General features: G+C 70.7%; 30 protein-coding genes and 3 pseudogenes. 18 read left to right on the top strand and 15 right to left on the bottom strand.

The window, feature by feature from the left end; genetic code table 11:
• Nucleotides 1-94: 94 nt before the first annotated feature.
• Nucleotides 95-262: a recombinase family protein gene (locus ACYVG5_RS20250; RefSeq protein WP_460683487.1), complete on the bottom strand. Its 168-nt coding sequence runs from the start codon at nt 260-262 to the stop codon at nt 95-97.
• A 74-nt stretch (nt 263-336) separates the two neighbouring features.
• On the opposite strand from ACYVG5_RS20250, the gene ACYVG5_RS20245 reads away from it, so the two are divergent.
• The 4 genes from ACYVG5_RS20245 to ACYVG5_RS20230 all read left to right on the top strand — a co-directional run bounded on the left by ACYVG5_RS20245 (nt 337) and on the right by ACYVG5_RS20230 (nt 2,739).
• Nucleotides 337-804, top strand: coding sequence for a hypothetical protein (locus ACYVG5_RS20245; RefSeq protein ID WP_222050408.1), 468 nt, complete (start codon nt 337-339; stop codon nt 802-804).
• A gap of 191 nt (nt 805-995) precedes the next feature.
• A complete protein-coding gene (locus tag ACYVG5_RS20240) occupies nt 996-1,376 on the top strand; it encodes a nucleotidyltransferase domain-containing protein (RefSeq protein WP_222050409.1) in 381 nt (126 codons plus the stop codon).
• Nucleotides 1,373-1,687 carry a HepT-like ribonuclease domain-containing protein gene (locus ACYVG5_RS20235; RefSeq protein WP_222050410.1) on the top strand — a complete coding sequence of 105 codons (315 nt, stop codon included), beginning with the start codon at nt 1,373-1,375 and terminating at the stop codon, nt 1,685-1,687. The genes ACYVG5_RS20240 and ACYVG5_RS20235 overlap by 4 nt, the downstream gene beginning before the upstream one ends.
• Before the next feature lie 413 nt (nt 1,688-2,100).
• Entirely contained in the window at nt 2,101-2,739 is a 639-nt protein-coding gene (locus ACYVG5_RS20230; RefSeq protein ID WP_460683484.1) for a helix-turn-helix transcriptional regulator, read from the top strand.
• Between the two features lie 16 nt (nt 2,740-2,755).
• Here the strand turns inward: ACYVG5_RS20230 and ACYVG5_RS20225 are convergent, their stop codons facing one another.
• From ACYVG5_RS20225 to ACYVG5_RS20215, 3 genes are all read right to left on the bottom strand, one after another.
• On the bottom strand, nt 2,756-3,817 hold the full coding sequence (locus ACYVG5_RS20225) for a maleylacetate reductase (RefSeq protein ID WP_222050411.1): 1,062 nt from the start codon (nt 3,815-3,817) through the stop codon (nt 2,756-2,758).
• On the bottom strand, nt 3,814-4,740 hold the full coding sequence (locus ACYVG5_RS20220) for an intradiol ring-cleavage dioxygenase (RefSeq protein ID WP_222050412.1): 927 nt from the start codon (nt 4,738-4,740) through the stop codon (nt 3,814-3,816). Before ACYVG5_RS20220 ends, ACYVG5_RS20225 begins: the two co-directional genes overlap by 4 nt.
• 123 nt (nt 4,741-4,863) lie before the next feature.
• Nucleotides 4,864-6,510: an FAD-dependent monooxygenase gene (locus ACYVG5_RS20215; RefSeq protein ID WP_222050413.1), complete on the bottom strand. Its 1,647-nt coding sequence runs from the start codon at nt 6,508-6,510 to the stop codon at nt 4,864-4,866.
• A 146-nt stretch (nt 6,511-6,656) separates the two neighbouring features.
• On the opposite strand from ACYVG5_RS20215, the gene ACYVG5_RS20210 reads away from it, so the two are divergent.
• Nucleotides 6,657-7,646: a LysR family transcriptional regulator gene (locus ACYVG5_RS20210; protein ID WP_222050414.1), complete on the top strand. Its 990-nt coding sequence runs from the start codon at nt 6,657-6,659 to the stop codon at nt 7,644-7,646.
• Here the strand turns inward: ACYVG5_RS20210 and ACYVG5_RS20205 are convergent.
• On the bottom strand, nt 7,625-8,416 hold the full coding sequence (locus tag ACYVG5_RS20205; RefSeq protein WP_246631038.1) for a FadR/GntR family transcriptional regulator: 792 nt from the start codon (nt 8,414-8,416) through the stop codon (nt 7,625-7,627). The genes ACYVG5_RS20210 and ACYVG5_RS20205 overlap by 22 nt on opposite strands.
• A 41-nt stretch (nt 8,417-8,457) precedes the next feature.
• On the opposite strand from ACYVG5_RS20205, the gene ACYVG5_RS20200 reads away from it, so the two are divergent.
• From ACYVG5_RS20200 to ACYVG5_RS20150, 11 genes are all read left to right on the top strand, one after another.
• A complete protein-coding gene (locus ACYVG5_RS20200; protein WP_222050416.1) occupies nt 8,458-8,997 on the top strand; it encodes a VOC family protein in 540 nt (179 codons plus the stop codon).
• Entirely contained in the window at nt 8,997-9,524 is a 528-nt protein-coding gene (locus ACYVG5_RS20195; protein ID WP_222050417.1) for a DoxX family protein, read from the top strand. The genes ACYVG5_RS20200 and ACYVG5_RS20195 overlap by 1 nt, the downstream gene beginning before the upstream one ends.
• 110 nt (nt 9,525-9,634) lie before the next feature.
• Nucleotides 9,635-10,468, top strand: coding sequence for a fumarylacetoacetate hydrolase family protein (locus ACYVG5_RS20190; protein ID WP_222050418.1), 834 nt, complete (start codon nt 9,635-9,637; stop codon nt 10,466-10,468).
• A gap of 9 nt (nt 10,469-10,477) precedes the next feature.
• The gene (locus ACYVG5_RS20185; protein WP_222050419.1) at nt 10,478-11,974 is read left to right on the top strand and encodes an aldehyde dehydrogenase family protein; all 1,497 of its coding nucleotides are present in this window, start codon (nt 10,478-10,480) and stop codon (nt 11,972-11,974) included.
• The gene (locus ACYVG5_RS20180; protein ID WP_222050420.1) at nt 11,967-12,737 is read left to right on the top strand and encodes an ABC transporter ATP-binding protein; all 771 of its coding nucleotides are present in this window, start codon (nt 11,967-11,969) and stop codon (nt 12,735-12,737) included. The genes ACYVG5_RS20185 and ACYVG5_RS20180 overlap by 8 nt, the downstream gene beginning before the upstream one ends.
• On the top strand, nt 12,734-13,444 hold the full coding sequence (locus tag ACYVG5_RS20175; RefSeq protein ID WP_222050421.1) for an ABC transporter ATP-binding protein: 711 nt from the start codon (nt 12,734-12,736) through the stop codon (nt 13,442-13,444). The genes ACYVG5_RS20180 and ACYVG5_RS20175 overlap by 4 nt, the downstream gene beginning before the upstream one ends.
• Nucleotides 13,445-13,454: 10 nt before the next feature.
• Nucleotides 13,455-14,333, top strand: a complete 879-nt coding sequence (locus tag ACYVG5_RS20170) for a branched-chain amino acid ABC transporter permease (protein ID WP_222050422.1) — start codon at nt 13,455-13,457, stop codon at nt 14,331-14,333.
• A gap of 23 nt (nt 14,334-14,356) precedes the next feature.
• The gene (locus ACYVG5_RS20165) at nt 14,357-15,391 is read left to right on the top strand and encodes a branched-chain amino acid ABC transporter permease (protein ID WP_222050423.1); all 1,035 of its coding nucleotides are present in this window, start codon (nt 14,357-14,359) and stop codon (nt 15,389-15,391) included.
• Entirely contained in the window at nt 15,388-16,629 is a 1,242-nt protein-coding gene (locus ACYVG5_RS20160) for an ABC transporter substrate-binding protein (RefSeq protein WP_222050424.1), read from the top strand. Before ACYVG5_RS20165 ends, ACYVG5_RS20160 begins: the two co-directional genes overlap by 4 nt.
• A 285-nt stretch (nt 16,630-16,914) precedes the next feature.
• Nucleotides 16,915-17,664: a GAF and ANTAR domain-containing protein gene (locus ACYVG5_RS20155; RefSeq protein ID WP_460683483.1), complete on the top strand. Its 750-nt coding sequence runs from the start codon at nt 16,915-16,917 to the stop codon at nt 17,662-17,664.
• A gap of 294 nt (nt 17,665-17,958) precedes the next feature.
• The gene (locus ACYVG5_RS20150; protein ID WP_460683482.1) at nt 17,959-18,288 is read left to right on the top strand and encodes an STAS domain-containing protein; all 330 of its coding nucleotides are present in this window, start codon (nt 17,959-17,961) and stop codon (nt 18,286-18,288) included.
• Between the two features lie 176 nt (nt 18,289-18,464).
• On the opposite strand, the gene ACYVG5_RS20145 is transcribed toward ACYVG5_RS20150, so the two are convergent.
• From ACYVG5_RS20145 to ACYVG5_RS20125, 5 genes and pseudogenes are all read right to left on the bottom strand, one after another.
• A complete protein-coding gene (locus ACYVG5_RS20145) occupies nt 18,465-18,962 on the bottom strand; it encodes an SWIM zinc finger family protein (RefSeq protein ID WP_222050427.1) in 498 nt (165 codons plus the stop codon).
• Between the two features lie 72 nt (nt 18,963-19,034).
• Nucleotides 19,035-19,487, bottom strand: coding sequence for a helicase-related protein (locus tag ACYVG5_RS20140; RefSeq protein WP_222050428.1), 453 nt, complete (start codon nt 19,485-19,487; stop codon nt 19,035-19,037).
• Between the two features lie 537 nt (nt 19,488-20,024).
• On the bottom strand, nt 20,025-20,309 hold the full coding sequence (locus ACYVG5_RS20135; protein WP_222050457.1) for a hypothetical protein: 285 nt from the start codon (nt 20,307-20,309) through the stop codon (nt 20,025-20,027).
• Nucleotides 20,297-20,575, bottom strand: a pseudogene (locus ACYVG5_RS20130) (FAD binding domain-containing protein); the annotation flags it as partial. The pseudogene ACYVG5_RS20130 and the gene ACYVG5_RS20135, both read right to left, overlap by 13 nt.
• Before the next feature lie 143 nt (nt 20,576-20,718).
• Nucleotides 20,719-20,961: pseudogene (locus ACYVG5_RS20125) on the bottom strand (FAD binding domain-containing protein); the annotation flags it as partial.
• Nucleotides 20,962-21,119: 158 nt separating this feature from the next.
• Between ACYVG5_RS20125 and ACYVG5_RS20120 the strand changes: the two are divergent.
• A pseudogene (locus ACYVG5_RS20120) lies at nt 21,120-21,728 on the top strand (PucR family transcriptional regulator); the annotation flags it as partial.
• A gap of 191 nt (nt 21,729-21,919) precedes the next feature.
• On the opposite strand, the gene ACYVG5_RS20115 reads toward ACYVG5_RS20120, so the two are convergent.
• The 5 genes from ACYVG5_RS20115 to ACYVG5_RS20095 are packed head-to-tail and all read right to left on the bottom strand — an operon-like array spanning nt 21,920 to nt 25,558.
• Nucleotides 21,920-22,843 (bottom strand): VOC family protein, encoded by a 924-nt coding sequence (locus ACYVG5_RS20115; protein ID WP_222050430.1) that lies wholly within the window; start codon nt 22,841-22,843, stop codon nt 21,920-21,922.
• Between the two features lie 41 nt (nt 22,844-22,884).
• On the bottom strand, nt 22,885-23,745 hold the full coding sequence (locus ACYVG5_RS20110) for a fumarylacetoacetate hydrolase family protein (protein WP_222050431.1): 861 nt from the start codon (nt 23,743-23,745) through the stop codon (nt 22,885-22,887).
• 44 nt (nt 23,746-23,789) lie between these two features.
• A complete protein-coding gene (locus tag ACYVG5_RS20105) occupies nt 23,790-24,110 on the bottom strand; it encodes a hypothetical protein (protein ID WP_460683486.1) in 321 nt (106 codons plus the stop codon).
• Nucleotides 24,026-24,985 (bottom strand): acyl-CoA dehydrogenase family protein, encoded by a 960-nt coding sequence (locus tag ACYVG5_RS20100; protein WP_222050432.1) that lies wholly within the window; start codon nt 24,983-24,985, stop codon nt 24,026-24,028. The genes ACYVG5_RS20105 and ACYVG5_RS20100 overlap by 85 nt, the downstream gene beginning before the upstream one ends.
• A gap of 54 nt (nt 24,986-25,039) precedes the next feature.
• Nucleotides 25,040-25,558 carry a flavin reductase family protein gene (locus ACYVG5_RS20095; RefSeq protein ID WP_460683481.1) on the bottom strand — a complete coding sequence of 173 codons (519 nt, stop codon included), beginning with the start codon at nt 25,556-25,558 and terminating at the stop codon, nt 25,040-25,042.
• A gap of 127 nt (nt 25,559-25,685) precedes the next feature.
• On the opposite strand from ACYVG5_RS20095, the gene ACYVG5_RS20090 reads away from it, so the two are divergent.
• Nucleotides 25,686-26,486, top strand: coding sequence for an FCD domain-containing protein (locus ACYVG5_RS20090; protein WP_222050434.1), 801 nt, complete (start codon nt 25,686-25,688; stop codon nt 26,484-26,486).
• The last annotated feature ends 325 nt before the right edge of the window (nt 26,487-26,811 follow it).

Raw genomic sequence — 26,811 nt, 5'->3', positions numbered from 1 at the left:
GATCGCGTGACCGTCTGCCCACAACGGATCACCGCTATTGCCGCCGCCGCCCTTGTCCTGACTTCACTCGACCGCGGAACCAGGTGAGAAAACCTCACTGACTCGCCGACACAACGACGTTGGCGGTGAACTCCCCCACCGGCGTCGTGGTGTCCACACCCAAGTCCAGGCAGAGAACTGACCGCTTCCGCTTGCCAGCCCGCTCAAGCAGCCCACCGAAGTCCTTGACGGACCGAGACAGCCGATCAAGCTTGCTAACCATTGGCCTCGTTGCCAGTGGGATGGACACCGCCGCCAGGAGCGGCTCGACGACCACGACCCGTATCGGAGGATCCCGTGTCCAGCTCCGCCACTTCCTTGTTCGAGGACTTCCAGCAGCTCGTCGCCCAGGTGCCCGAGGCGCTCCAGCCCGTCATCGTCGCCGCCGCCGGCGCCGTCCCCTTCATCGAGGGCGAGGGCGCGGCGGCCATCGGCATCTTCGGCGGCCTGAACCCCGTTGTCGCAGCGATCGCGGCCGCCACAGGCAACTTCCTGTGCGTGACGCTGTTGGTGCTCCTCGGGTCGCGGGCCCGCACCGCGCTCGTCGGGCGCTCCTACGACACCAGCGACGGGCGACGATCGAAGCGTCGGCAGAAGTTCCAGCACGCCTTCGAGCGGTACGGCGTGCCCGGCGTCAGCCTGCTCGGACCTCTGCTGGTGCCCACGCAGTTCACCGCGACAGCGCTGGTCACGTCCGGCGTCCGGGTACTGGCGTGGCAGGCCGCGGCCATCGCGGTGTGGACGACGCCATCGCGGCGACCATAACCGGCGTGCTGTCGGGCCTGCGGTGAGCAGCGGCTGAGTCTGACCACGCACTCCGCGTTCGTCGCCGCCGCTGGACGCATGACGCCGACAGCGGAACCTGGACGAAGTATGAAACGTTCGAGACCAACTTCGTCGACCTGGGCGGCTCCCAGGGGTTGCTGGGACAGGCGTCCGGGCGCACGAAGGCCAACGTGGTCGCCTGGCTCGACGAGAGCGGTGCCTGGCGGGTCTCTCGCTACCCTTCAGCCATGGGGAGTGAGCCGACCGCCGCGACGCTGCGGCTTCGTGCTGCCCTCGAGCGGCAGCGGAGCCGTGTCGCGGAGGTGCTGGGTCGGTACGGCGCTACCAACCCACGCCTGTTTGGATCAGTGGCCCGGGGCGACGCTCAAGAGGACAGCGATCTGGATCTCCTGGTCGACCTGGCTCCAGGCGCCGGTAACGAGTTGCTGCGCGTGGCCGGGCTCGCCGAGGAACTGAGCGCGCTCCTGGGCGTCCGAGTCGATGTCGTGGCGGCAACGCTCATGCGCGATGAAGTCTCGGCCACCGCCTTCGCAGACGCGGTGGCAGTGTGAGCCGCTCGGACGAGGAGCGCCTGGCGGACATCCGGATCGCGATCTCGCGTTGCATCGCCTACCGCGACTATCTCGACTCGGCGGAACTCGGTTCGATGGCCTATGACGCCGTGCTCCGCAACCTTGCCGTCGTCGGTGAGGCAGTGAAATCCCTGCCGGAAGATTTCAAGCGGGAACACGCGGACACGCCCTGGAACTCGATCGCTGGTCTTCGCAACGTAGTTGTCCACGAGTACTTTCGCGTCAACGCGGACATGATCCGCGACATCGTCGACAACCAGTTGGCGCCGCTTCTGGACGACATCGGCTGAGTTCGGACTGAGCGCCACACGGCCGCGGTCTGGAACGAGATGAGGGCCGGACGGCAACAGGGTGATCGATTCGTACATCGTGGCGAGCGGGGCACCGGGCAAAGCTCCGTGCCGTACATCGATGTCGATGCAACCAGCGGACCCCCGCAGGGGACGCAGAGGCCGGGCGGTCTCCTGGTCGCGTTACAGCCGGGTACTAGGCGCTGCACGCTCGCTAGCGACCTGCGTCTTCACAGGTCAGCACAGCGCTTCGGCGGGAAGTGCTCATAATCCCTGGGTCGTGGGTTCGAGCCCCACCCGCCCCACTACGAATCCGTCCGATCTCGGCTGATCGTTGGCGGTGTCTCGGTTGATGCTTGACACCTCTGTCACGCCTTCTCGGCTGCTCGCGGCCGAGGGGTTGCCGTGCCGTCGTGCGCCCGCCGCCGGCGCGGAGTCGCCGGCTGCTCCGCCGGCTGACACCGGTGCTGGCCCTCGCCGTCGACCCGATGCGGTCCCTGCTGGCGGCCGCACGTCTCGTCCAGGGGGCGATCGCGGGCGCGGTCCTGCACGACGACGGACGGATGGACCCGCTACCGGGACTGGCGGGCCATCCGCTGCTCGCAGACGACTCCCCCGCGGTGCACGCGGCACGGGACGCGATCACCTCCGGGCACGTCTACACGTCCTTCCTCTGGCCATTGGGTGGCCGCCACGCGCCCGAGGGCCATGCCCGCATCACCGCCATGGCCAGTACCGAGGACGTACCGGCGGCCCTGGCCGGCATGGTGCTCGTCTCGCCACCGGGCACCCTCCGGGGATTGACGCCGAGAGAGCTCGAGGTGCTCGGACTCCTGGTCGACGGTCGGTCCAACTTTCAGATCGCGGCGGCGCTGGTCGTGGCGCAGCGCACCGTCGCAGCGCACCTGGAGCACATCCTCGCCAAGCTGTCCGCTCCGACGAGGACGCTGGCGGCCGTGCGCGCCGAGCGGGAGGGTCTCTACGTCCCGGTCGCGTCCGGCACCGGCGGTCCGTACCGGGTCCCGGCGGCGCGATTTCGGACTACGCGATGACTGGAACCCGGTGCCCTCACCCCGGTGGCCGGCCCGCCCAGGCGGCCCGCAGCAGTGCTTCGACGCCTGGCGCGGTGACCGGCCGTGGGTTGGCGTAGGGGTCGCTGACGGCGAGCTCGACGATCCGCGGGATGTCGTCCTCCCGCATGCCCAGCTCGCGCAGCGACCGGGGTGCACCGAGCCGGCCGGCGAGGTCCCACAGCCAGCGAGCGGGGTCGTCGTGGCCCAGCGCGCGGCGTAGCGCGGCGAGGGCCCCGGGCGCAGCGGGCTGGTTGTAGGACAACGCATGCGGCAGGACGACGGTGTGGGTCGGGGCGTGCGGCAGGTCCAGAGTGCCGCCGAGGGTGTGGCAGAGCTTGTGGTGCAGCGACATCGTCGTGGCCGCCAGCACCGCGCCGCACAGCCAGGCCCCGTACTGGGCCTCCGCCCGGGCATCGAGGTCAGCGCCGTCGGCGACGACCCACGGCAGTGCGGTGGCCAGCGCTCGTGCGCCCTCCTCGGCCATCAGCGAGATGACCGGCGTCGCGTCCGGTGCGTAGAGCCCCTCGACGGCGTGCGCGATCGCGTTCATGCCGCTGGTCACCGACAACCCGGCGGGCAGGCTGAGGGTGAGCTCGGGGTCGTAGAGGACGCTGCGCGGCAGCACCCGCTCGTCGCGACCGGTGCGCTTGCGCCCGTGTTCGGTCAACCCCCACACCGGCGTCATCTCCGAGCCGGCGTAGGTGGTCGGCACCGCGATCACCGGCAGTCCGTGCTCCAGCGCGATCGCCTTGCCCAAACCGACCGCCGAGCCACCGCCGACCGCGACGCAGCCGTCGGCGCCGAGCTGGGTGGCCAGCGCGCGGGCGCGTTTCGCGACCTCGACCGGGACGTGCATCGTCGCCTCGGCCAGCACGCCGGCCGAGCAATCCCCCAGCGCGGCCGCGACGCGGCGGCCGGTGTCCTCCTGCTCCGGTGAGCAGAGGACGAGCACCCGGCGCAGCCCCAGCGCGGCGACCTCCTCGGGCAGCCTCGCGAGCATCCCGGCGCCGAAGAGCACCCGCATCGGCAGCGCCTGGTAGGTGAAGGCGAGGCTCACGACGGCCCCGAGGTCTGCGCCTGGCCCTCGCGCAGCAGGGTGACGTCGAAGTGCACCGCGCGGAACGGGTTCGGCAACCCCACCTCGACGGCCCGCGCGGGGTCGTCCACCTCGGGGAACTCCCGGATCAGGCTCTCCTTGACCCCGAACACCGCATCGGAGTCGATGTAGGGGCTCTCGTCGACGAACAGGTGGGTGGTCACCGGCCGATGCCCCGGAGCGGTCACGATGAAGTGCACGTGCGCCGGGCGGTTGGGGTGCCGGCCGGTGGCGGCGAGCAGCTCGCCGACCGGGCCGTCGTCCGGGATCGGGTAGTACTTGGGCACGATGCTGCGGAACCAGAACCGGCCCTCGTCGTCGGCGGTGAACAGGCCGCGCAGGTTGCGCTCGGGCTGGATGCCGGGCTGCTGCACGTCGTAGAAGCCGTCCTCGTTGGCCTGCCAGACGTCGACGACCGCGCCGGCCAGGGGCTGTCCGTCCGGGCCGGTGGCCCGCCCGGTGACCAGGCACGGCTCGCCCTTGCCGTCCAGGGCGATGTCCGCGCCCAGCTCCCGGGGCGGGGACTCGACCATGTGGAAGGGGCCGAGCACGGTGGACTCGGTGGACTGCCCGCCGGTGCGGTGGTTGATCGTCTCCACCAGCATCGAGACGCCGAGGACGTCGGAGAGCAGGATGAACTCCTGCCGCACCTCGTCGCACTTCTGCCCGGTGGCGGTGAGGAAGGCGATCGCCGTGCCCCACTCCTCGTCGGTGAGTTCGACGTCCTTGACGAAGTCGTGCAGGTGCCGCACCAGGGAGGTCAGCACCCGCTTCAGCCGCGGATCGGGGGTATCGGCGAAGCTCGCCGCCACCACCTCCGCCGACCGCTCCTCACTGAAGTACTCGACAGGCTCCTGCCCTCGTCGATCACGGCTGGCGGCCATGGTCCCCCTCCGGTTGCGTCTGATGTCCGGTCTGATGGCCGGGCCCGGGCCGATGACAGGGCGTTGCGCACCTGTCATCGGCGGGCGGCTGGAGTGCTCCGCTCGGCGGCAGAGCGCGTCGGCTCAGCGGCAGAGCACCGCGCGGAGCGCGTCGGTGAGCGCTGCCTCGGGGTCCTCCGCGAGGTCCCGGCTCCGCCAGGCGATGAAGCCGTCCGGACGGACCAGCGCCACTCCGGCGTCCGAGAGCCCGTACGCGTCCGCGAAGTGGCCCTCACCGTCGGCGACGGGGGTGTCACTGCCGACCACGTAGGCGCTCAGCGGGAGACCGAGTTCCTTGGACGCCCGTTCAGCAGCCTCCGCCCACACCTGGCCGGCCGGCCCGGCGAGGACGACGAAGTCGCGGCCCAGCAGGTCCAGGACCGAGCGGTCGTGGTCGTCGACCCGGAGAGCGACATGGGGAGCCCGGCTGCCCGGTCGGCCCAGCGCCTCGCGGGGATGCCCCACCACCGCCTGGTGCACAGCCTTGTCGTCGTCCTCGGTCAGCACGGCGGCCGAGTGGTACCGGTAGCCGAGTTCCATGCTGAAGTCGTCGACGAGCTCCGGCGTCTGCTCGTCCAGGAACTCGGGTGCGAGCCGGCGGGTGTAGCGGCTGAAGGCCTGGTCCACGGTCAGTGCGCCCACCGGGCGGCGCTCGGCCTCGTAGGTGTCCAGCAGCGCCTCGCCGGCGGTCCCGTCGAGGACGAGGGCGAGCTTCGAGGCGAGGTTGTGGGCGTCCTGGACGCCGGTGTTGCCGCCGAAGCCCCCGTAGGGCGGGACGACGTGGGCCGCGTCGCCGACGAGGAAGATCCGCCCACCCCGGTACCGGTCGGCCAGGGCGGCGGTCGCCTCCCAGTGGGCGACGTCCTGGATCTCGACGTCGATGTCGGGGACGCCGATGGCCGCCCGGACGAGTTCGACGGCGGTGTCGGTGGTGAAGCCGGCGCTGACGTCCAGCGCGCCGGGACGGGTGGGATCGCCGAGGGTCGCCACGCCCAGGAAGCCCGACTGCAGTGACTTCTCGAAGCGGAAGAACCCGCGCAGCCTCTCGTTCAGCACGTAGATGACGCCGAGGTGGGTGCCCGCCAGCAGCTCCCGGCAGTCCGCCCGGAAGTAGATGGTGGCGCTGCGCGACAGCAGGCCCTGGCCGCGTGTCTCGATGCCCAGCTGGGCGCGCCGCTGGCTACGCCAGCCGTCCGAGGCGACCAGGTAGCGCGAGCGCACCGTGCGCTCCTGACCCGATGCCTTGTCCCGGATGACGGTGGTGACGCCCTCCCCGTCGTCGACGACGGAGACGACCTCGGTGGAGTAGCGCAGGTCGGCGCCGAGCTCCTCGGCGCGCGAGCGCAGGATCGGCTCCAGGGCCTGCTGGGCGACGAACAGCCGACGCGTGGGGCTGAACTCCTCGACCCCGGCGTTCAGGTTGCTGATGAAGCTGGCCGTTTCCCCACCGGCGAGGGACTGGACGGCGTTGATGCCCCCGTTCGGGAAGAAGGCCTCGGCACTGGTCCGCGCGACGACCTCCTCGAGGCCCACGGAGCGGAGCAGCTCCAGGGTGCGCAGGTGGAAGTGCCCCGCCCGGGGATGGATGGCGGTCCGCTCGTGCCGCTCCACGGCCATCGCCTGGATGCCGTAGTGGGAGAGGAACAACGCCGTGGACAGTCCGACCATGCTCCCGCCCACGATGAGGACGGGCACCTCGATGTCAGGGGGTGTCTCGAGCGGACGGGTCATGGGTCTCTCCTCAAGTCATCGACAGAGCGCCATCGGTAGGGATGACGGGACTGTAGGGACGAAACCCTCAATAGCTCAATTCATTAGTGTCAATCCCTTGTATCAGTCTGCGTGATGGGTCACGCTGCCAGCATGGTGGTGACCAAGTGACGAACCTCGCCGGCGTCGATCTCAACCTGCTCGTCGCACTGGACGCCCTGCTGACCGAGCGGAGCGTGACGCGGGCGGCCCGCAAGGTGGGCCTGAGCCAGCCCGGGATGAGCAACGCCCTGGCCCGGTTGCGCAGGTTGCTCGACGACCCGCTCTTCGTCCGGGAGGGGGTCGCCCTGACGCCCACACCGAGGGCCGAGGCGCTGGTGCATCCGGTGCGCGAGCTGCTCGGTATCGCGCAGCAGGTCGTCGACGGGGGACGGGACTTCGACCCCGCCCGCGACGCGCGGACCTTCACGATCAGCTGCTCGGACTACAGCCTGCTCCTGGTCGTGGCGCCACTGATCGCCCGATACGCCGTGCACCTACCCGGCATCGCCATCCAGGTGTTGCCGCGGTCACCGGATGCGGTGCGCATGCTGCGCGACGGCGACGTCGACCTCGTCATCGAACCGACCGAGATCCTCCCGGCGGGCACGCTGGAGTCGCGGCCCCTGTTCCGGGACCGGTGGTCCTGCTGCGTGTCGGCATCCCACCCCGCCGTCGGCGACGTCATGACCCTCGAGATGTTTCTCGACCTCGGTCACGTCATCTACTCACGCGGGCGGGGTCAGCCGCTGGGGCTGGCCGATCGTCACCTGGAGGCGATCGGGCTGCCGCGGCGGGTGGAGTTCGTCGTCGAGAGCTTTCTCCTGGCGCCGCTGCTGGTGCAGGACACCGACCTCGTGACCTTGGTGCTCGATCGGGCGGGCCCCTACGTCGAGCGCAGCGCCGGCGTGCGTCTGCTTCCCGCACCGGTGCACCTGCCCGTGCTGACGCAGCGCATGTGGTGGCACCCCCGCAACACCGCCGATGCGGCACATCGCTGGTTGCGCAATCGCGTACTCGAGGTCTGCGCCGGCATGACCGACCCCGTCGACTTCCCCGTCGGCGCCGTTCCCGATGCCGCGGGTCGCGGCCGTCCCTACGTGGCGCTGGGCACCTGATCGATGGCCCGATCGGCGGCCCGATCGGCAACAGAGAGATGGACGGCGTGCCGGCGCCCGACCCGTTCGGCCTCCTCGACGTCTGCTGCCGCGATCGCCTCCACGAGGTCCTGGTGCAGACGAAGCCGCTGCTCCTTGTGGAGGGCGTGCTCCTCCTCGTCCACTCCGGCGGCGATCGCCAACGCCTGCTCCTCCAGGAAGCCGGCCAGACCCAGATAGAGAGTGCGCAGGACCACGTTCGCGCTGATCCGGGCGATGCGCTCGTGCAGCCGCCAGTTGGCCCGCAGGAAGCCCTCAGGGTCGTGCAGGGCCTCGGCCATCCGAGCGACCAGTGCGCGCAGCTCCACGATGTCGGCTGCCGAGCGGTGCCGAGCCGCATCGACGGCGACGAGCGGCTCGAGCCCCTCGCGCACCGTCAAGGCGTCGAGCAGGTCGACGGCTTCGCCCTGGACGGAGACCAGCGTGTGCCCCAATCGGACCAGGGGACTCACCGAGGCGACGAACAGGCCGCCGCCCGGACCGGGCCGCACGGTCACCTGGCCACGGGCCTGGAGGAGCCGGATGCCCTCGCTGATGGTGGCCGCGGCCAGGCCGGTCTGCTCGCGCAGCTCGGCCTTGGTGGCGATCCACTCGCCCGATCGGAGGCGCCGCTCCCGTACGAGTCGATCGACGTGCGCGGCGAGCGCCTCGGCCTTGGACTGCCCCGGTTCGAACACGGGTCGACTATAACGAATGAGGTCATTGACAAGCCAGTGGGTGACCTGCAGCATCCCAATGAACCTATTGATTACAGCTTGAACGGGAGTGGACCGTGCCTTCAATCGAGCGACTCGCCCACGTCGGGATCCATGTCCTGGACCTGGAACGATCCCTCGCCTTCTACCGCGACATCCTGGGTCTGCAGGTCAGCGACGACGACCGCGAGCACGGGCTGACGTTCCTCAGTTCGCGGCCCGACATCGAGCACCACGAGATCCTGCTGACCGAGGGCCGCACGGCCGCCGCCGGCGAGCTGTGGCTGCAGCAGATCTCCTTCCGGTGCTCGACGCTGGAGGACGTCATCGAGTTCCACCAGCGCTTCGTGGAGCACGGCGTCAAGATCGAGTACACGGTGACCCACGGCAACGCCATCGGCGTGTACTTCTACGACCCCGACGGCAACCGGTGCGAGGTCTACTGGCCGACCGGTCTCGTCGCCCGGCAGGGCTACCTGCAGGCCGTCGACCTCACGCAGTCCCCCGCCGAGATCATCGAGGGGGTCCGCCGCGGCGTCGACCAGTACGGCGAGACCGGGGTGATCGACGCCTCGCTCCTGGAGACGATGGACGTGGAGACGGCGGCGACGCGCTGATGGACGACGCGCAGATGATCGACCTCGCCCTGCTCCTGTTGCGTGTGGTGCTCGGCGTGGTGCTGGTCTGCCACGGCCTGCAGAAGGCCCTCGGCTGGCTCCAGGGGCCGGGGCTCACCGGCGCCGCGGCGTTCATGGAATCGCTGGGGCACCGCCCCGGGCTGACCAAGGCGAAGCTCGCGATCGCCTGCGAGATCGGCTCCGGGATCCTGCTGCTGCTGGGTCTGGCGACGCCGCTGGCGGCCGCCGTGGCGGCCGGCACCATGCTGGTGGCCGCGACCTCGACGATGGCCAAGGCGCGTTCGTTCTGGAACACCCAGGGCGGCGGCGAGTACCCGTTCGTCCTGGCTCTCGTCGCCGGGGTGCTGGCCTTCAGCGGCCCCGGGAAGTACTCCCTGGACGCCGTGGTGCTCCCTGATCTTCCCGCCCTCACCCCGGTGGTCGTCATCGTGGTCGCCGTCGTGACCGCGATCCCGCAGACGATGCAGGCCATCGAGCACCAGCGTCGGGTGCGCGCGCAGAGCTGAGCCCCTCGCACCACCCGGACCCCAACACCCATACCCGAGACCGCCGACGGCGGTCCCTGGGCGCTGACCGCTGCCCTGGTCAGGCCCCCATTCGAGGAGCTCAACACAGCATGAGGTACATCGCTTTCCAGGACGGCGCAGTTGTCACCGTGGGCCTGGTCCGCGGCGACGAGGTCATTCCCGTGGCCGAGGTGTCGGACTTCTACGCCGATCTCCCCCGGTGGACGAGCGAGGAACCGGCCTCAGCACGTCCGGCGCAGGCACGCTCGTCCCTCGAGCCGCGGCCACCCGTGCCCGGCACGGCGAAGGTCGTGTGCGTCGGGCTCAACTACCGCGACCACGCCGACGAGGCCAACGCCGTGGTCCCCGACCACCCGACGGTCTTCGGGCGCTGGCCCTCGACGCTGATCTCGGACGGGGACACCATCCCGGTCCCACCCTCGGAGCCGGGGCTCGACTGGGAGGTCGAGCTCGCCGTCGTCGTCGGCCGGACCCTGACCGACGCCGACGAGGAGACCGCGGCAGCGGCCGTCTTCGGCTACACCGTGTTCAACGACATCACCGGCCGCAGCCGCCAGTTCGACACCACCCAGTGGATGCTGGGAAAGAACCTCGACCGCAGCGGGCCGATCGGCCCGGTGATCGTGACCGCCGAGGAGCTCGGCGAGCCCGGTGGCCTGAAGCTGGAGACCCGGGTCAACGGCGAGGTCATGCAGGTCGGCAGCACCTCGGACATGCTCTTCTCGGTCGGTCGGATCCTGTCCTACATCAGTCAGACCACGACCCTGCAGCCGGGTGACGTCGTGGCGACCGGAACGCCCGCCGGTGTCGGGTTTGTGCGCACACCCCCTCGTCTCCTCGTGTCCGGTGACGTGGTCGAGGTCGAGATCGAGCAGATCGGGACGCTGCGCAACACCGTCGTCGACGCCGCTGCGCGGCCCTGAGCGCCAGCCATGTCGACGACGAGTACGACCGCGACCCGCCGGGTCGCCCCGCCGGCCGCGGCCGACAGCCCGATGCTGGTCGGCGGTCGGTGGACCCCCGGCGCTCTCGACCGCTGGCTGGACGTCTCGAATCCCGCCACCGGCGAGGTGGTCGGTCGCACCCCTCGCGCTGACGAGACAGACGTCCGGCACGCCGTGGCGGCGGCCGCCGCGGCCTTCCCGGCCTGGCGCGCCACGGTCCCCGCGGAACGGGCGCGGGTGCTCGGTGCGATCGCCGATGACGTCGAAGCGGCGGCGGAGCCGATGGCCCGCCTGCTCTCGACCGAGACGGGCAATGCGATCCGCCCGCAGACCAGGCCGGAGATCGCCAGCGCCGTTGCCCTGCTGCGGTACTTCGCCGGCACGGTCGGCGAGCACAAGGGCGAGACCGTGCCCCTGGGCGGTGGGCTGCTCAACTACACGTTGCGCGAACCCCTGGGCGTGGTGGGGGCGATCATCCCCTGGAACGCACCGGTGCAGCTGGCCGCGGTGAAGATCGCCATGGCCCTCTCGACCGGCAACACCATGGTGCTGAAGACCGCCGAGGACGCCCCGCTGGCGGTCCTGGAGCTTTCCCGTCACTGCGCCCGGCACCTCCCGCCGGGGGTCCTCAACGTCGTGACCGGGCTCGGCGAGGAGGCGGGGGCGGCGCTGCTGCGCAGCGACGGCATCGCCAAGGTCTCCTTCACCGGCTCGACCCGTGTCGGCCGGCTGGCCATGGCGGAGGCGGCCCGGCGGATTCTCCCCGTCTCCCTCGAGTTGGGCGGCAAGAGCCCGGCGATCGTGTTCCCGGATGCCGACGAGGACGACGTCGCGGCCGGGGTCGTCGCCGGCATGCGCTTCACCCGGAACGGCCAGTCCTGCACCGCTGGTTCACGGCTGCTCGTCCACGAGTCGATCTTCGACTCCTTCCTCGACCGGGTCCGGACCCGCGTGGAGGCCCTGGTGGTCGGAGACCCGCTGGCCGAGGCGACCGACATGGGCACGTTGGTCAACCGGACCCAGTTCGACAAGGTCGTCGACTACGTCGAGGGCGGGCAGCGGGACGGCGCCGAGATCGTGACGGGCGGTCTCCCCGACCCCGCCGGTCCGCTCGGACAGGGCCTCTACCACCTGCCGACCCTGATGCGCGGAGTCGACCCGTCCTGGCGGATCGCCCGGGAGGAGATCTTCGGCCCCGTGCTCGTCGCCATCCCCTGGACCGAGGAACAGGAGGCCATCGAGATGGCCAACGACAGTCATTTCGGCCTGGCCGCCTACGTCTGGACCCACGACATCGGCAAGGCTCTGCGCACGGCACACGCCCTGGAGGCGGGCTGGGTGCAGGTCAACCGTGGGACGGGCCAGCTGCCGGGCATGAGCTACGGCGGGGTCAAGCAGAGCGGTATCGGCCGGGAGTTCTCGCTGGAGGGAGCCCTGGAGGGGTTCACCAGCCGCAAGACGATCACGGTGGACACCGGTGTCTGAGGCCCTGCTCCAGCTGCGGGGCGTCTCCCTCGCGTTCGGGGGCCTGGCGGCGCTGCGGGCGGTGGACCTCGATGTCGCCGAACGGACGATCGTGGGGCTGGTCGGGCCCAACGGGGCCGGCAAGACGTCGCTGTTCAACTGCATCAGCGGCGCCTACGTGCCCACCGAGGGGAGCATCACCCTCGGCGGCGTCGACCTGCTCGCGCTCCCGGTCCACCGGATCGCCGCCACCGGGGTGGCGCGCACGTTCCAGCACCCGGTGCTGTTGCCCGAACAGACCGTCCTCGAGAGCGTGCTGGTGGGCGCCCACCCCCACCTGCGGGCACCGGCGGTCGCGCACGCCCTCGGCCTCCGGTCAGCCCGGCGGGAGGAGCGGGAGCTGCGTGCCGCGGCCCTGGAGGTGCTGGATCGGCTCGCGATCGCCGAGGTCGCCGACGTACGCACCGGCGACCTGCCGCACGGCACCCAGAAGCGGGTGGAGATCGCGCGGGCCCTGCTCCTGCGGCCACGGCTCGTGCTGCTCGACGAGCCGGCCAGCGGGCTGACCCACTCCGAGGTCGACGAGCTCGGCGCGGTCATCCGCTCCCTCCGTGACGCCCTGGAGCTCACCGTGGTGCTGGTCGAGCACCACATGGGTCTGGTCTCGACGGTCACGGACAAGGTGGTCGCGCTGGTCGAGGGCCGCAAGGTCGCCGAAGGCAGCGCGGCGCAGGTGCAGCGGGACCCGACCGTGGTCGCCGCCTACCTGGGGACGGCGGCATGAACCTGCTGGAGGTCACCGGCCTCACCACCGGCTACGGGTCGAGCACCGTGGTGCACGGCGTGGACCTGCACGTCGCCGCGCACGGGGTGACCGCCCTCCTGGGCGCGAACGGGGCGGGCAAGACGACGGTCCTGCGTGCCCTGAGCGGCTTCCTCCGTCGGCAGGGTCAGCTGGTCTTCGACGGGCACCCGTTGCCCTCGGGATCGCCGTCGCGTGTCGCCCGCGCCGGGATCGCGCACGTGCCGCAGGGGCGGGGAACCCTGCGGCAGCTCACGGTGAGGGAGAACCTCGCCGTCGGCGGGCTGCTGCGTCGCGACCGGGAGGGCGTGGCCCAGGACATGGCGCACTGCGAGGACCTCTTCCCGGTGCTCCGGGCGCGACGGGGCTCGCAGGCCGGCGAGCTCTCCGGCGGGGAGCAGCAGATGCTGGCCATCGGCCGGGCGTTCATGAGCCGCCCGAAGCTCCTCCTCCTGGACGAACCGTCCCTGGGTCTCGCGCCCAGGATCACCCAAGAGCTGTTCGAGATGCTGCCGCGGCTGCGCCAGGACTGGGGCCTCGCCGTCCTGGTCGTGGAGCAGAACGCCAATCTCGCGCTCGCCATCGCCGACCACGCCGTCGTCCTGGAGGCCGGCCAGGTCGTCCTCGCCGGCCCGGCACCCGACATCGCCGGACACGACGACGTCCGGCGCGCCTACCTGGGCGACTGAGGAGGACCCCGTGCTGCTGTTCTACCAAGTGTTGGACGGGCTCGTATCGGGCTCGATCTACGCGGCGCTGGCGCTCGCCATCGTGCTCGCCTACCGGGCGACCGGCGTCATCAACTTCGCCCAGGGCCAGATGGCGGTGTTCTCGGCCTATCTGGCCTGGAGCCTGACGACGATCGGCCTGCCGGTCTGGCTGGCCATCGCCGGCGCCCTGCTCCTGTCCGTGGTCGTGGGCGCGTTTCTCGAACGCGTCGTGATGCGCCGCTTCGAGAGCGCGGAGCCGCTGGTCGGGATCGTCGTGAGCATCGGCCTGTTCATCAGCGTCAACGGCCTGGTGAGCCTGATCTGGGGAACCAGCCTGACCCAGTTCCCCGCGGTGTTCCCGGCCGGAAGCATCGAGCTCGGGGACGTGGGGATCACCTACGTGGCGCTGGGGACGGTCGTCGTCCTGCTCCTGGTGATCGCCGCGCTCCAGCTGCTCTTCATGCGGACCCGGCTCGGGCTCGGGTTCCGGGCGGTAGCGGTGAACCCCGAGTCCAGTTCCCTGTCGGGTCTGCCGGTCGGGTTACTGCTGATGACCGGCTGGGGACTGGCCGCGGCGCTGGGGGCGCTCGCGGGCACGCTCGTCGCCCCGGCGCTGTACCTGCAGCCCGGGATGATGGACATGGTCCTCATCTACGCGCTGGCCGCCGCGGTGCTCGGTGGTCTCGACAGCCCCTTCGGCGCCGTCGTCGCGGCCTGGCTCATCGGGGTGGTGGAGAACCTCGCCGGCACCTTCATCCCGGCCATCGGCAACGACCTGAAGATCGCGGTCCCGCTGGTGCTCATGTGCCTGGTCCTCTTCTTCCGCCCCCAGGGTCTGTTCGGCCGCGTGGAGGTGGAGCGGGTATGAGCTCCCTCGGCACCTCTCGGCCCATGACCGGACTCCCCCGGTGGGCACGTCTCACGGCGACCGCGCTCCTCGTCGTCGCCGTCGTCTCGCTGCCGCTCAACGCCAGCCCCTTCGTCAACCTGCAGCTGTCGATCGTGCTCGCCACCGCGGTCGCCCTCCTGGGCCTCGACGTCCTCACCGGCTGGACCGGCCAGGTGTCCCTGGGGCAGAGCGCGTTCTACGGCATCGGCGCCTACGCGGTGGCCGTGTGCACTGCCCGGGGCTGGCCGTTGCTGGTGGGTCTCGCCGTGACGGTCCTGATCGCCGGACTGGTGGGCGCGATCATCGCGATACCGGCGGTGCGGCTGCGGGGCTACGCCCTCTCCATGGTCACCCTGGCGTTGCCGGTGGTCGCGGTCCCGCTGGCCAAGCGCCTCGACGGGCTCACCGGCGGTTCACCGGGCCTGGCCACCAGGACGGTCTCCGCGCCCGAGTGGTCAGGGCTCGACAACGACCAGTGGCGCTTCCTGGTGATCGCCCTGATCAGCGCCGCGGTCTTCCTGCTGGTGCGCAACGTGCTGAAGGGCCGCCACGGCAGGGCACTGGCGACCATCCGCTCCAGCGAGGTGCTGGCGACGGCCATGGGCATCCCGGTGCAGCGGTACAAGGTCGGGGCGTTCGTCGTCGCGGCCGCCTGCGGCGGGGTGGGCGGTGGGCTCTACGTCGTGGCGGTGCAGTTCATCTCGCCGGAAACGCTGATCGTCACCTTCAGCATCTCGTTGCTGGCCGTCCTCGTCATCGGCGGGCTGCGCAGCACCCTCGGGCCCCTGCTCGGTGCCGCGTTCTACGTCCTGGTCCCGAACGTGACCGGTGCGGTCGACGCCGGACAGTCCTACCTCCTGTACGGCCTCTGCGTCCTGCTGGTCATGTTCCTGCTCCCCGGGGGCCTCGCCTCGGCCGTCCACCGGGTCCTGGCCGGCGCGGCACGTGTCCTGCCGGGCAGCCGGCCAGCAGTCCCCGATCTCCCCTCGCAGCACCCGATACCCGCCCCACCCCTTCCAGAGAGAGAAGTCCGATGAGGCACAGAACGTCCGTCAAGGCACTGGTCGTCGGCCTGGCCGCGGTCACCGCGATCGCCGGGTGCGGCCGGGAAGAGAGCGGGGGTGACGACTCCTCCGCCGCCCCCGGCATCACCGACACCACGATCAAGGTCGGTTCCAGCTTCCCGCTGTCCGGCCCGCTCGCCGGGCTCGGCACCGCCGCGCGCGGGGGTGTCCTCGCCTACCTGGGCGCGGTGAACGACGCCGGCGGGGTCACGCTCTCCGACGGCGTCGCCCGCCAAATCGAGCTGGTCGACTACGACGACGGCTACGACCCGGCGCGTGCCGTGCAGAACTACCAGCGCCTGGTCGACCAGGACGAGGTGTTCGGGGTGATGCAGACCTTCGGGACGGCCACGAACCTCGCGATCATGGAGCGGGCGCAGCAGCTCGAGGTGCCGCACGTCTTCACCCACAGCGGCGCCCCCGCGCTCAGCGGGGACCAGGAGGCCCACCCCTGGACGGTCGGCTGGCGGCCCACCTACGCGGGAGAAGGCGCTGCCTACGGCGAGTACTTCGCCGCCCAGGACCGGCCGCTCCGGGTCGCCGTGCTCAGCCAGAACGACGACCTCGGTGAGGCCTACCTGAGCGGTTTCGAGGAGGCGATCGAGGGCTCGCAGGTCGAGATCGTCGCGGAGCAGACCTACGAGCCGTCCGACGCGACCCTGGACAGCCAGATCACCAACCTGGCCTCTTCCGACGCCGACGTCCTGTTCTCCGCGGTCGCCTTCCCCAATCTGCAGACGGGCCTCCTGAAGCGGGCGCGGGAGATCGGCTGGTCGCCCACGATCGCGGTGATCACGATCACGTCCTCGATCCAGAAGGTCGTCGAGCCCGCGGGAGTCACCGATGAGGACGACGTCATCAGCGCCAACTTCGTCAAGGCGCCGGATGACCCGCAGTGGGCCGAGGACGACGACGTGGCCGAGTTCGTCAGCCGGATGGAGCAGTACAGCCCGGACGCCGATCCTCAGTTGGCCAACGCCGCCTGGGGCTACGGAGCGGCGGCCACCCTCGTGGCGGCGCTCGAAGGCATGGAGGATCTCAGCCGGCAGGGGCTGATGGACTCCATCCACCAGCTCGAGGGCGAGATCCCCATGCTGCTGCCCGGTGTGACGCTGGACGGGACGTCGTCCTCCGAGCCGCCGATCCACGGATACCGCCTGCAGGAGTACGCCGACGGCCGGTGGAACCTGCTCGACGAGACCGGCAGCTGAACGAAGGGCGTCCCGGGTGTGTCCGGCACCCGGGACGCCCACCTCGTTCGTCGCTGAACCAGGTTGTCGAGACGGCGGTAACGGTGCCAACCAGAGCCGAGGCCCACTGCACGGCTGTGGGCCTCGCTGGCGGAAAACCGGTGCGAACGGAGTTCCCGTCGGCACTGCGAAGACGCGTAGCGTGAGAGCTGTCGGGGCCTACTCGCGTGCGCCAGACCGTGGCTCGCCGCCCTTGGTGAACAACGGTGAGCAGCGCTCTTCGGTGCTGCAGAGAGGGACGGACTCATGTCCGACCCAGGCAACGGCGCGACCAGGACCGTCAGCACAGGGATGGATTCCCTCGTCGATCAGGCGGCACTGCAGGAACTGATTCTCAGCACCGCGGGCATGACGGAGTTTCTCGACGAGCTGGTGCAGCTGGCTGCGGCCGGGCACCGGTCCTGCGGGATCACCGTGCGACTGGACGACAAGGCTCGAACCGTTGCCAGCAGCGACGCTCTGGCCGCTCGGGCTGATGAGATCCAGTACGCCCGGGGCGAGGGGCCCTGCCTGGAAGCCATGCGCACCGGCGAAGTGGTCGACGTGCCCGACCTGGCCGCAGATGATCGGTGGGACAGCTACCGCTCCTACGCTCTCGCGCAGGGATTGCAGTCGGTGCTCTCCACCCCGATGGGCGTCAACGGTGAACACTTTGGTGCGCTGAACCTCTACGCCACCTCGCCACACGCCTTCGACGACACGGCCCGGACGGCTGCCGCCCGCTGGGCCCAGCAGGCCTCGGGCGCGGTCGGAGTCGCCGTGCGCCTGGCCGAGCGAACCCGCTACGGCCAGCAGATGTCGGAGGCGCTGACCTCTCGCTCGGTCATCGACCAAGCAATCGGCATCCTCATGGCGCAGCAGCGCTGCTCTGCCGATGCCGCCTTCGACGTCCTCCGCGCCGCCTCCCAGGGCCGCAACGTCAAGCTCCGCACCATCGCCGCCGACATCGTCGAAGCCGTCGGCAGCGGGGGGCACACCGGGAACGCCCGCCAGTAGGAGCGAGGTGCACACGGTCTCTCGGGACGGACTGCGCTGCACGAGATCTGCCTTCTGCCGTGTGCAATCCGCACTGGCGCCGTAGACCACCGCGGCGGTAACGTCGCGCCAGCGGTTGGGCCGACAGCCGTGATCAGACGCAACTGCCACCGGGTGCGCTAGGTCACCGCGAGGCTTTTCTTCCGCCAGGCCCGCGCAGCGCTCCTCGAGCAGGCGCCGGTCGAAAGGTAACTCCTCGTGGAGTCGGTAAGGGACCCCTTTCTCGCCACTCGTGGGGCCGCCAGTCGGCGGATCGTGGCCGATGACCTCCTGTCCGTTGACGTCGCCCCAGGTAGCGCAGACGGCATGGTCGCCGTGTCGCCCACCGGAGAGATCGACTGCGTCACCGCCCCGGTGCTGCGCTCCGTGCTGCTGCAGTGCCTGACGTCCGGCTGCACGCAGATCGTCGTCGATCTCGCCGCAGTCACGTTCCTGAACTCCGCCGGCCTGACCGTCCTGGCCGAGGCTCACCACCGGGCCGCCGCCGACGGCATCCATCTCGAGTTGCGCGGTGGGTCCCGCACCGTACGGCGATCGCTTCAGATCACCCGTCTGCGGGTGCTGATGGCGTCACCAGGCAGTTGAACCGCCAGGCACGGCAGCGGCGAATCACCCTGGCCCGCCGCCGAGGCGTCGGCCTCTCTCGTTGCGATCACGTCCAGTTCGACGCGCAGCGGGTGCCTGGCTTCGACTCGAAGCGACGGCTGGTCCTCGGATGTCCTCGTCTCGATGACGGCGAGCCGGTTGCACGCGATCGCTCACTACCCGTATAAGCCCGCCGGGTCGAGGTCGCTCAAGGCGATCCAGCCGGCGCCCGTCGGCTCGGCGACCTCCGCGCGGGAAGAGCGCAGCTCGATGGTCAGGACGGGACGTTCGTCGATGAGCTGCGTCAGGGCGTAGACGGTGGCCAGGACGTGGACGCAGGGTCGCCGTCGGCTCCGGCAGTCGCAGGCGGCTGTCTGCTGGTCGAGTGCGACTGCGACGCGGATCCCGTGCTGCCGGAACTCTGCGTCGAGCGCGTCGGGGAGATCCCCCGGGCCCAATCCCCGAGTGACCGCCCTCGCGCGGGCGATGAGCCGCCCCGCATCGGTCTGGGTCTTCTCGGGCCAGATCGGCAGGTCGATCCGGACCCGGTGGACGGCGCCGGAGTCCACCACATCGGCATCGAGGCGGTGCGTCCTGATGGTCAGGGTGACGGCGTGGTTCCGCGCGAGGCTGCGTGCCCGCGGCAGCAGCCGGTTCGGCCACGCCGTCCTCATCGATTCGATCGTCCGCACCCAGGCGCGCCCCCACGGGGTGGCCCCACGGGGTGGCCCCGAACTCCTCCGGCGTCACCCGACTCCGAGGTCCAGATCCAGCACGGTGTGCAGCTCGTCGTCGGACAACGCGGCCAGTGCAGGTCCGGTCTCGCCGGCGACGATCCTGGCAACCTGACGCTTGGTGTCGTGCATCTGGGCGATGTGGTCCTCGATAATGACGCCGGTGACGAGTGTGTACACGCTGAGCGTGCGCTGCTGACCGATCCGGTGCGCACGATCGGTCGCCTGCTCCTCCACGGCGGAGTTCCACCAGCGGTCGTAGTGCATGACGTGGGCCGCGCGGGTCAGGTTCAGCCCGAACCCGGCCGCGCGCAGGCTCAGCAACAGGATGGGCGACGCGTCGTCGTCCTCCTGGAACGCACGCACGAGCCGGTCGCGTCGCTCAGCGGAGAGGCCACCGTCCAGGAACGGGACCGAGCTGGTGCCCAGCGCGACGCCGAGATGGTCTGACAGCAGCTCGCCCATCGCCGGTACTGGGTGAAGACCAGCGCCCGATCGCCATCGTCGACGATCTCGGCCAGCATCTCGGTCGCGCGGTCGAACTTGCCGGACCGACCGCACTCCGCGCGATGGGAGCGAAGGCACTGAGCGGGGTGGTTGCAGATCTGCTTGAGCGAGGTGAACAGGGCCAGCACCCGGCCACTGCGCTCGATGCCACGCCCCAGCCCGTCGGAGAGGCGCTGTCCACGGCGTCCTGGTAGAGGCGGATCTACTCATCGGTCAGGGTGCAGGCGATCGTCGAGCACTGCTTCGGCGGCAGTTCGGCCGCGACCCGGTGAGCTCGAGGTCTTCCCGGATGAACTCCACCAGCGAGCGCCGGACCGACTCCGTCCGCTCGTGGACGGTCCCGTTGACCGTGACCGTGATTCCTCGCTCGTGGAGGCCGACGTTGTCGGCCGCTGCGCGCTCCTGGACCTCCATCGGTGTCTCGCTCTCCCGGCCGGTCGTGGTCCGGCCTGATCGTCGTGTCGTCGTCAGGTCTGGGCGGTGGTCCAGGCGTCGTCAGGCCGCCGACACCTGGGCCGAGCCGACCGGCCCGGTCGCCTCGGTGAGCGCCCGCTGCAGGAGGTGCCGGGCCAAGTGACGCCGGTACCCGGCGAGGGCGTGGGTGTCCGGCGGCGGGTCGAGGTCGGCCGCGAAGTTCCCGGCAAGCTCGGCGATGGTGCCCGCATCGGGCTCCTGGCCGAGCAGATCCTCGACGACACCGTGCGCCTGCACGGTGCCGGCCGCAGCGCCGGCGAGGGCGATCCCGGCCCGGGTGACTCGCCCGTCGGTCAGGGCCACCACCGCGGCCACCGCGACCTGGGCGAAGTCGCCGCGTCGGCGGCTGACCTCGAGGAAGGAACTGCGGGGGTGCCGGCCGGCCAGGCGGGCACCCGGATCTCGGTGAGCAGTTCGTCGGCGGCCAGGGAGGTGGTGAAGAACCCCTCGAAGAACTCCTCCGGGGCCACCTCCCGGGTGCCGTCGGCGCTCTGCACCACCAGGGTGGCGCCCAGAACACTGACCGCCGCGGGGAGCTCCGCGGCCGGTTCGGCGTGGGCCAGGCTGCCGCCGACGGTCCCGCGGGCGGATGTGCACGTGCCCGACCGCCTCGTGCAACGGGCCCCACACGCGCCCTCGGCGGCCGACGGTGCGTCTCCAAGGCTCGGTGCCGGGTCATCGCACCGATGCGGAGCGTGCCGACATCGACCCCGATCCCGTCGAGGCCGGCAACGTGGTTGATGTCGACGAGCTGGGCCGGCCGGGCGAGCCGGAAGTTGAGCATCGGCACCAGACTCTGGCCACCGGCGAGCACCTTCGCGTCGTCGCCGTACTCGCGCAGGCAGTCGAGCGCCTCCGGGACGCTGGTCGGACGGGGTTGCCTGGCGACGGGTCGGCGCGACGAGGATGCCCCGTTGCCCGCCGGGACGTCGTCCTGCTGGACCGGCACTGGGGCCATGTCGCCGTCCTGCCGCCGGCCCGCGCCGACGACCCACTCGTCCATGCAGCGTGCACCTACGGCGCGGAGGCCCTCGGTCTGGCGCTGCTGCGTTCGGCCGCCGGTGGTGACCTCGAGGTGCAGCGCCGGCAGTTGGTCGACGACCTCACCGAGCCGCGCTGGCGCTCGCCGGGCGAGCTGGTCGCCCGGGCGCGCGTGCTCGGGCTGTCGTTCACCGCCCGCCGCTACGCGGCCCTGGTGGTCACCGACCTCGGGGCGGCCGATCCCGACGCCGTCTCCGGGCGGCCGTGGGCGCGGTGGCGCCGGAAACGGCGCTGGTGGCGGACGTGGGCGAGGATGTGGTGGCGGTGGTCCGTACGTCGGCGGTGATGGCCGCCGCGCACGCCGTCCTCCGTGCCGTCGACGAGCTGGGTACGACCACCTCCCCACGGGTGGTCGCCGGCCCGGTGGCCGACCGGCTGGAGGACGTCGACCGGTCAATCACCCGGGCCCGGGCTGCGCTGGCGTTGACCGTCGGCGGCGAGCGGGTGGTCTCGGCGGCCGGCATGACCGCCTCGATACTGCTGGCCGGCCTCCGCGACTCATCGCTGGCCCGCCAACTGGTCCGCGAGGAGATCGGTTGCTTGACCGACCACGACGCGGCGCACGGCAGCGACCTGGTGCGGACGCTGCGGGTCTACTTGGCGCACTCGTCGTCAAAGGTGCGGACGTCGGAGGCCCTGCGGCTGCGGCGCCAGACACTCTACGGCCGGCTGCAGCGGATCGAGGAGCTGATCGGCGACATCTCCCCGCCGACCGGCACACCGCACCCGTGCTGGCGCTGGCCATCGACGACCTGGCCGGCTGAGTGCTCGGTAGCGCACGGGTGCGCCATCCCGCGGTCAAGGGGCCGATCACTGGGCCGTTTTCCTGGTCTGGCGCAGTGGGGCACCGTGCGCGCCTACCCCCATGGCGAGACTCAGCCCTGGCTGTGGGCGCCGGTCATCAGCGCGGCGAGGTCGTCGGGGGCGAGGAAGGACGGGGGCGGCGGCGGGCCCCAGCTGAAGAGCCCCTTGGCGCCCTCGAGGGTTTCCGGGGTCCACAGCTGGTCGTCCACGACGCAGTCCATGTCGGAGTAGTACTCACTGAAGTTGCCTGCAGGATCCTTCAGGTACCAGAAGAAGTTCGAGCCGGCGTGGTGCCGGCCCAGGCCCCACACGTGCCGCTCGGGATTGTTCTCGAGCATCGCCATCGCGCCGCGGCCGACGTCGTCGACATCGTCGACCTGCCAGGAGGTGTGGTGCAGGAAGCTCACCGGCGCCTTGAGCACGAGCACGTTGTGGTGGTCGGTGGAGCAGCGCAGGAACACCCCGGCGTCCTTGACCATGTCGCTGACCTTGAAGCCGAGGCCGTCGACGAAGAAGGCCCGGGTGACGCCGAAATCCGTCGTCCCGAGAACGGTGTGGCCGAGCTTGCGTGGCTGGATCCGCTCGGTGCGGAGCACGCCCGGGGCGCGGGCGCCCGTGCGTTCTACCCGGCCGGGACCGTTGTAGGTGGTGGCCGGTACCGGCGCCTGGGTGACCCGCGGGGCCACCTCCACCGTCGCCCGGACCCCGGTGGCCTTCTCCACCGCGGTCACGCTCTGCGGCCCCCGTGCGGCGTCGATGCCCAGCCGGTGCAGGTTGTCGGCGACCCGGCCGATGTCGTCGGCGTCGTCGGCCCCGACGTGCAGTTCCACCAGCCGGCGGGTGGGTGAGTGCACGATGCGCATCTGGCGGCCACCGTCGCGCGTGGTGAACCAGCCGTCCTCCTGCGGGCTGAGACCGAACTCGGTGTAGTAGGCGACGGTCTCCTCGACGTTGGGCACGCCGATGGTGACGGACGTGAGTCGGTGCAGGGCCATGTCGGTGGCCTCCTTCAGGGGTCTGCGGGAATCAGGGGATGTCAGGTGGTGGGGGTGGCGACGAAGCGCTGCCGGAGTTCACCGATGCCGGTGACGTAGCTGACGAGCTCGTCACCGGGGGCCAGGAACCGCTGCGGCTCGCGCCCGACCCCGACGCCGGCCGGGGTGCCGGTGAACAGCACGTCACCTGGCAGCAGCGGCAGCTTCTGCGAGAGCCTCGAGATCATGGCCGGCACCGAGAAGATCAGGTCGCGGGTCCGGCCCTTCTGCATCTGCTCGCCGTTGATCGAACAGCCGAGCTCCAGGTCGTCCCGATCCGCGACCTCGTCGGGGGTGACCAGCCACGGCCCCGTCGGGCCGAAGCCCGGCAGCGATTTCCCGAGGCTGAACTGCGGGGACGGACCCGCCGACTGCGTTATCCGCTCCGACAGGTCCTGGCCGACGGTCAGCCCGGCGACGTGGTCCCACGCATCGGCCTCGCTGACGTCGCGTGCCGTCTTCCCGATGACCGCGACCAGCTCGACCTCCCAGTCGGTGTGGCCGCCCTCGGGCAGCGCCACCTCGGTCACGGGACCCGTCAGGCACGACACCCACTTGGTGAACATCACCGTGGGCGCGTGGGGCACGGTGAACCCGGACTCGGCGGCGTGCTCGCTGTAGTTCAGGCCGATGGCCAGCACCTGCCGCGGGGCCGGAGTCGGCGGCCCCAGCTCCTCGACAGCGAACGGCGTGGCCGTCGAGAGGTCCGCGTCGGCGGCCCACGATCGGAACTCGTCCCACCGGTCGTAGACCGCCTGCGGGTTGGATCCGAACCGGCCACTGCTGGCCGCCTCGACATCTACGGCACCGGTGCCGTCAGCGGTGACCAGGATCAGTCGGCCGGAGAGGTTGGCGATACGCATGGGGTGGAACTCCTCGGATGAATGGGATGACGGCCGCAGCCCGGTCAGACCAGTGGGGTGATGCGCTCCTCGACCCCGAGCAGGGCCTTGCCGTACACCTCGTAGCTCACGGCCGGGGAGACGATGGCGTGCCGGGCGGCGGTCGCCGAGTCCCGCCACAGGCGCTGCAGGGGACTGAACTCGGCAAAGGACGCGGCACCGTGGGCGGAGAGCAGGATGTCGATGGCGCGGGTGATGCTCTCGGCCACGTAACCGGTGTCCGAGCGCACCCGGGCGCGGGTCACGTAGTCGGGGTAGCCGCCTCGGCCGGCGGCCTCGTCGATGTCCGCGGCGGCCCGATAGGCGTGCAGGTACGCCGTGTCGATGAGTCGGGCAGCCTCGGCGATCTGCAGCTGGAAGGCCACGGAATCGGTCTGCGCGTGAAGAAGGTGTAGGAGATCGGCTTCTTCGCAGCCTTGCTGATGACGTACTCGAGCGCCGCCGTGCCCATGCCCAGCTGGGGACCGACCAGGACGAGCGCGAGGATCGGGACGAACGCCGAGCGGTAGAAGGATTCGGTGCCGGTGTGCTCGTTGGGGTACTCCCCGCCGATCGCCGGCGGGACGAGCATGACCCGGTGCTCGGGGACGAAGACGTCCTCGGCCACCAGGCAGTTACTCCCCGACGACCTCATGCCCGCCACGAACCAGGTGTCCTCGAGGTCCATGTCCCCGCGCGGGATCAAAGCCAGGCCCTGGTTGACGACTTCGCCGGCCTCGTCGGTGATCGGCATGCCGAGGACGGCCCAGGTGGCGTGCCAGGAGCCGGAGTTGTAGTACCACTTGCCGCTCACCCGCCAGCCGCCGTCCACCTTCTGCGTCTCCGCGGTGGGGGCGAGGACCCCGGACACCTTGGCGTCCGGATCGGCCCCGAACACCTCGTCCTGGGCCTGCTCCGGGAAGAGGCTGGCGAGCCAGGCGCAGACGTTGGTGAGGGTGAGTACCCAGGCGGTGCCCCCGTCGGCCGCGCCCGCGGCGGCCGCGACGTCGAGCATCGTCCGCATCGAGGTCTCATAGCCGCCGTAGCGCTTGGGCACGGCCACCTTGAACAGTCCCGCGTCGGTGAGCGCCTGGATGCTCTCCTCCACCACGCGCCGGTCCTGCTCACCCTGAGCGGCGTTCTTCTTCAGCAGCGGGTGCAGTTCCTTGACGCGGGCGACGAGCTCGGCGGCGCTGGGGGCTGCCTCTGTGCTGACGGGCATGTCCTGGACGGTGGTCATCTCGGTCTCTTTCGTGAGGTTGGGTGGAAGCGCCGCTCAGCGTGCGCAGGCAGCGATGTGGTCGACGATGGGCTTACGGGGGCGCTCCGAGAAGCGCGAGTGGGTGCCGAAGGTGCGGTGGCCGTAAACGAGCGGTGGCTGCTGACCGGGCACCGCTCGGGTGACCAGACCGACGAGCAGCAAGTGGTCGCCCGCCTCGATGACCTGCCAGAGGTCGCAGACCGCCCAGCTGGCCGCCTCGTCGAGCCGCGGCAGGCCGCGTGAGGAGGACCAGGAGACCTGGGCGAAGCGGTCCGCGCCCCGCCGGGCGAACAGGAGCGCCAACTCGTCCTGGGCCGATCCGAGAACGTTGACGCCGAAGCGGCCCGCCCGCTGGATTCGGGCCAGCAGGCTGGAGGTGCGGTCGAGCGCGATGGAGATCAACGGCGGCCGAAGGGACAGCGACGCGAACGAACTCACCGTCGCGCCGTGGGGGCCGTCCTGGTCGGCGGTGGTGATGACGGTGACCGGCGCGCATACCCCCGTCATGAGGTCGCGGAACTCTTGATCCAGCATCGTCGCCCCAATCCATCATGGTGAATTGCTGCGTCCAGGTTGGGCATGACGGTGGTCACCTGTCAAGGGGTCTGGCACAATTCAGCATGCTGGATTTGGAGCGAGCTGCGGTGCCCTCGGGTCGACCGTGGAAACGGAGGCGCTGATGGTTGCGGATGCTCCTGCCCTGCGGCGAGCTGACTGGGAGCCACGGCCGGCCGGCCGGTCCTCGGCACAGACCCGGCCGGAGCGGGCAGCCGAACGGATCGCCGCGCTGGCCGCCGCCACCGAACCCGGCGACCGCCTCGGCACGAAGGACGAGCTCCGCGCTGAGTGCGGCGTATCGGTCGGCACCTTCAACGAGGCCCTGCGGCTCGCCCAGGCCCGGGGGGTGGTGACGGTACGGCCCGGTCCCGGAGGCGGTCTGTTCGCCAGCCGGCAGTCGCCCATGGTGAGGTTGGGCAACTCTGTGCTGGCCCTCGATGAGGACACCGCCTCGGTTGCCGACGCCATCCGGCTACGCGACGCGCTCGACCCGCTGTTGGTCGAGGATGCCCTCCAGCATGCCTCCCGCCTGGATATCACGGCCATGCGCGTCGAACTCCAGCAGATGCACGCCGCTGCCGAGGAGCTCGACGGAACGGCGTTCATCCATGCCAACTGGGCGCTGCACGCCCGCATCGCCGCGATCAGTCCGAACGCGATGCTCCGCTCCTTTTACACGAGTCTGCTGGACCTCATCGAGTCACACGTGCTGTCGGTCCAGCCGGTGGACGGACAACCCCTTCCCGACTACATCCGCAGCCGCTACGAGTTGCACGCGGCCCTGGTTGAGGCGATCACCGAGAAGGACAGCGATCGAGCGCTCGAGCTCATCCACGAGCACAACACCACGATGGCCACGCCGTCAGCCGACGAAGACCTCTCCGCGGCGGTTCCCTCCGGTTGACTGACGGACGTCCACGTGAAGAAGCCGAGCCAGGTCAGATGTCCACTGAATCAGCTGTCAACGATCCTCAAGGGGCCCGGATCAGCCGGGCCAGGTGACTGACCGCCGTCGCAACGGCGGCGAATCCTGTACTCGCGGTGGTCTCTGCCAGGAGCCGGGTGAACGCTGCAGTTCGGCGCCACTGTGGTCGGCGGCCATCGGACGCCCACCCGCCCTCAGAACGAGGAGCGCCGGATACCGTCCGGCAGCGCCGGCTCGGTTCGCTCGTGCCGACGCGCGGACGGCAACAGTGTCCGGACCGCAGCAGTCGTGGCGTCGGCAGGCG

This window comes from Modestobacter lapidis (assembly GCF_054780755.1).
The sequence above is the reverse complement of the archived record's forward strand: the minus strand, read 5'-3'. Positions and strand labels throughout refer to the sequence as shown.

Bases quoted from the DNA above. Each gene is read 5' to 3' on its own strand.
- ACYVG5_RS20250 (WP_460683487.1), bottom strand. From the start codon at position 262: ATGGTTAGCAAGCTTGATCGGCTGTCTCGGTCCGTCAAGGACTTCGGT.
- ACYVG5_RS20220 (WP_222050412.1), bottom strand. From the start codon at position 4,740: ATGGCCGCCAGCCGTGATCGACGAGGGCAGGAGCCTGTCGAGTACTTC.
- ACYVG5_RS20215 (WP_222050413.1), bottom strand. From the start codon at position 6,510: ATGACCCGTCCGCTCGAGACACCCCCTGACATCGAGGTGCCCGTCCTC.
- ACYVG5_RS20205 (WP_246631038.1), bottom strand. From the start codon at position 8,416: ATGCTGCAGGTCACCCACTGGCTTGTCAATGACCTCATTCGTTATAGT.
- ACYVG5_RS20195 (WP_222050417.1), top strand. From the start codon at position 8,997: ATGGACGACGCGCAGATGATCGACCTCGCCCTGCTCCTGTTGCGTGTG.
- ACYVG5_RS20190 (WP_222050418.1), top strand. From the start codon at position 9,635: ATGAGGTACATCGCTTTCCAGGACGGCGCAGTTGTCACCGTGGGCCTG.
- ACYVG5_RS20185 (WP_222050419.1), top strand. From the start codon at position 10,478: ATGTCGACGACGAGTACGACCGCGACCCGCCGGGTCGCCCCGCCGGCC.
- ACYVG5_RS20175 (WP_222050421.1), top strand. From the start codon at position 12,734: ATGAACCTGCTGGAGGTCACCGGCCTCACCACCGGCTACGGGTCGAGC.
- ACYVG5_RS20165 (WP_222050423.1), top strand. From the start codon at position 14,357: ATGACCGGACTCCCCCGGTGGGCACGTCTCACGGCGACCGCGCTCCTC.
- ACYVG5_RS20160 (WP_222050424.1), top strand. From the start codon at position 15,388: ATGAGGCACAGAACGTCCGTCAAGGCACTGGTCGTCGGCCTGGCCGCG.
- ACYVG5_RS20155 (WP_460683483.1), top strand. From the start codon at position 16,915: ATGTCCGACCCAGGCAACGGCGCGACCAGGACCGTCAGCACAGGGATG.
- ACYVG5_RS20145 (WP_222050427.1), bottom strand. From the start codon at position 18,962: ATGAGGACGGCGTGGCCGAACCGGCTGCTGCCGCGGGCACGCAGCCTC.
- ACYVG5_RS20140 (WP_222050428.1), bottom strand. From the start codon at position 19,487: ATGGGCGAGCTGCTGTCAGACCATCTCGGCGTCGCGCTGGGCACCAGC.
- ACYVG5_RS20115 (WP_222050430.1), bottom strand. From the start codon at position 22,843: ATGGCCCTGCACCGACTCACGTCCGTCACCATCGGCGTGCCCAACGTC.
- ACYVG5_RS20110 (WP_222050431.1), bottom strand. From the start codon at position 23,745: ATGCGTATCGCCAACCTCTCCGGCCGACTGATCCTGGTCACCGCTGAC.
- ACYVG5_RS20100 (WP_222050432.1), bottom strand. From the start codon at position 24,985: ATGCCCGTCAGCACAGAGGCAGCCCCCAGCGCCGCCGAGCTCGTCGCC.
- ACYVG5_RS20095 (WP_460683481.1), bottom strand. From the start codon at position 25,558: ATGCTGGATCAAGAGTTCCGCGACCTCATGACGGGGGTATGCGCGCCG.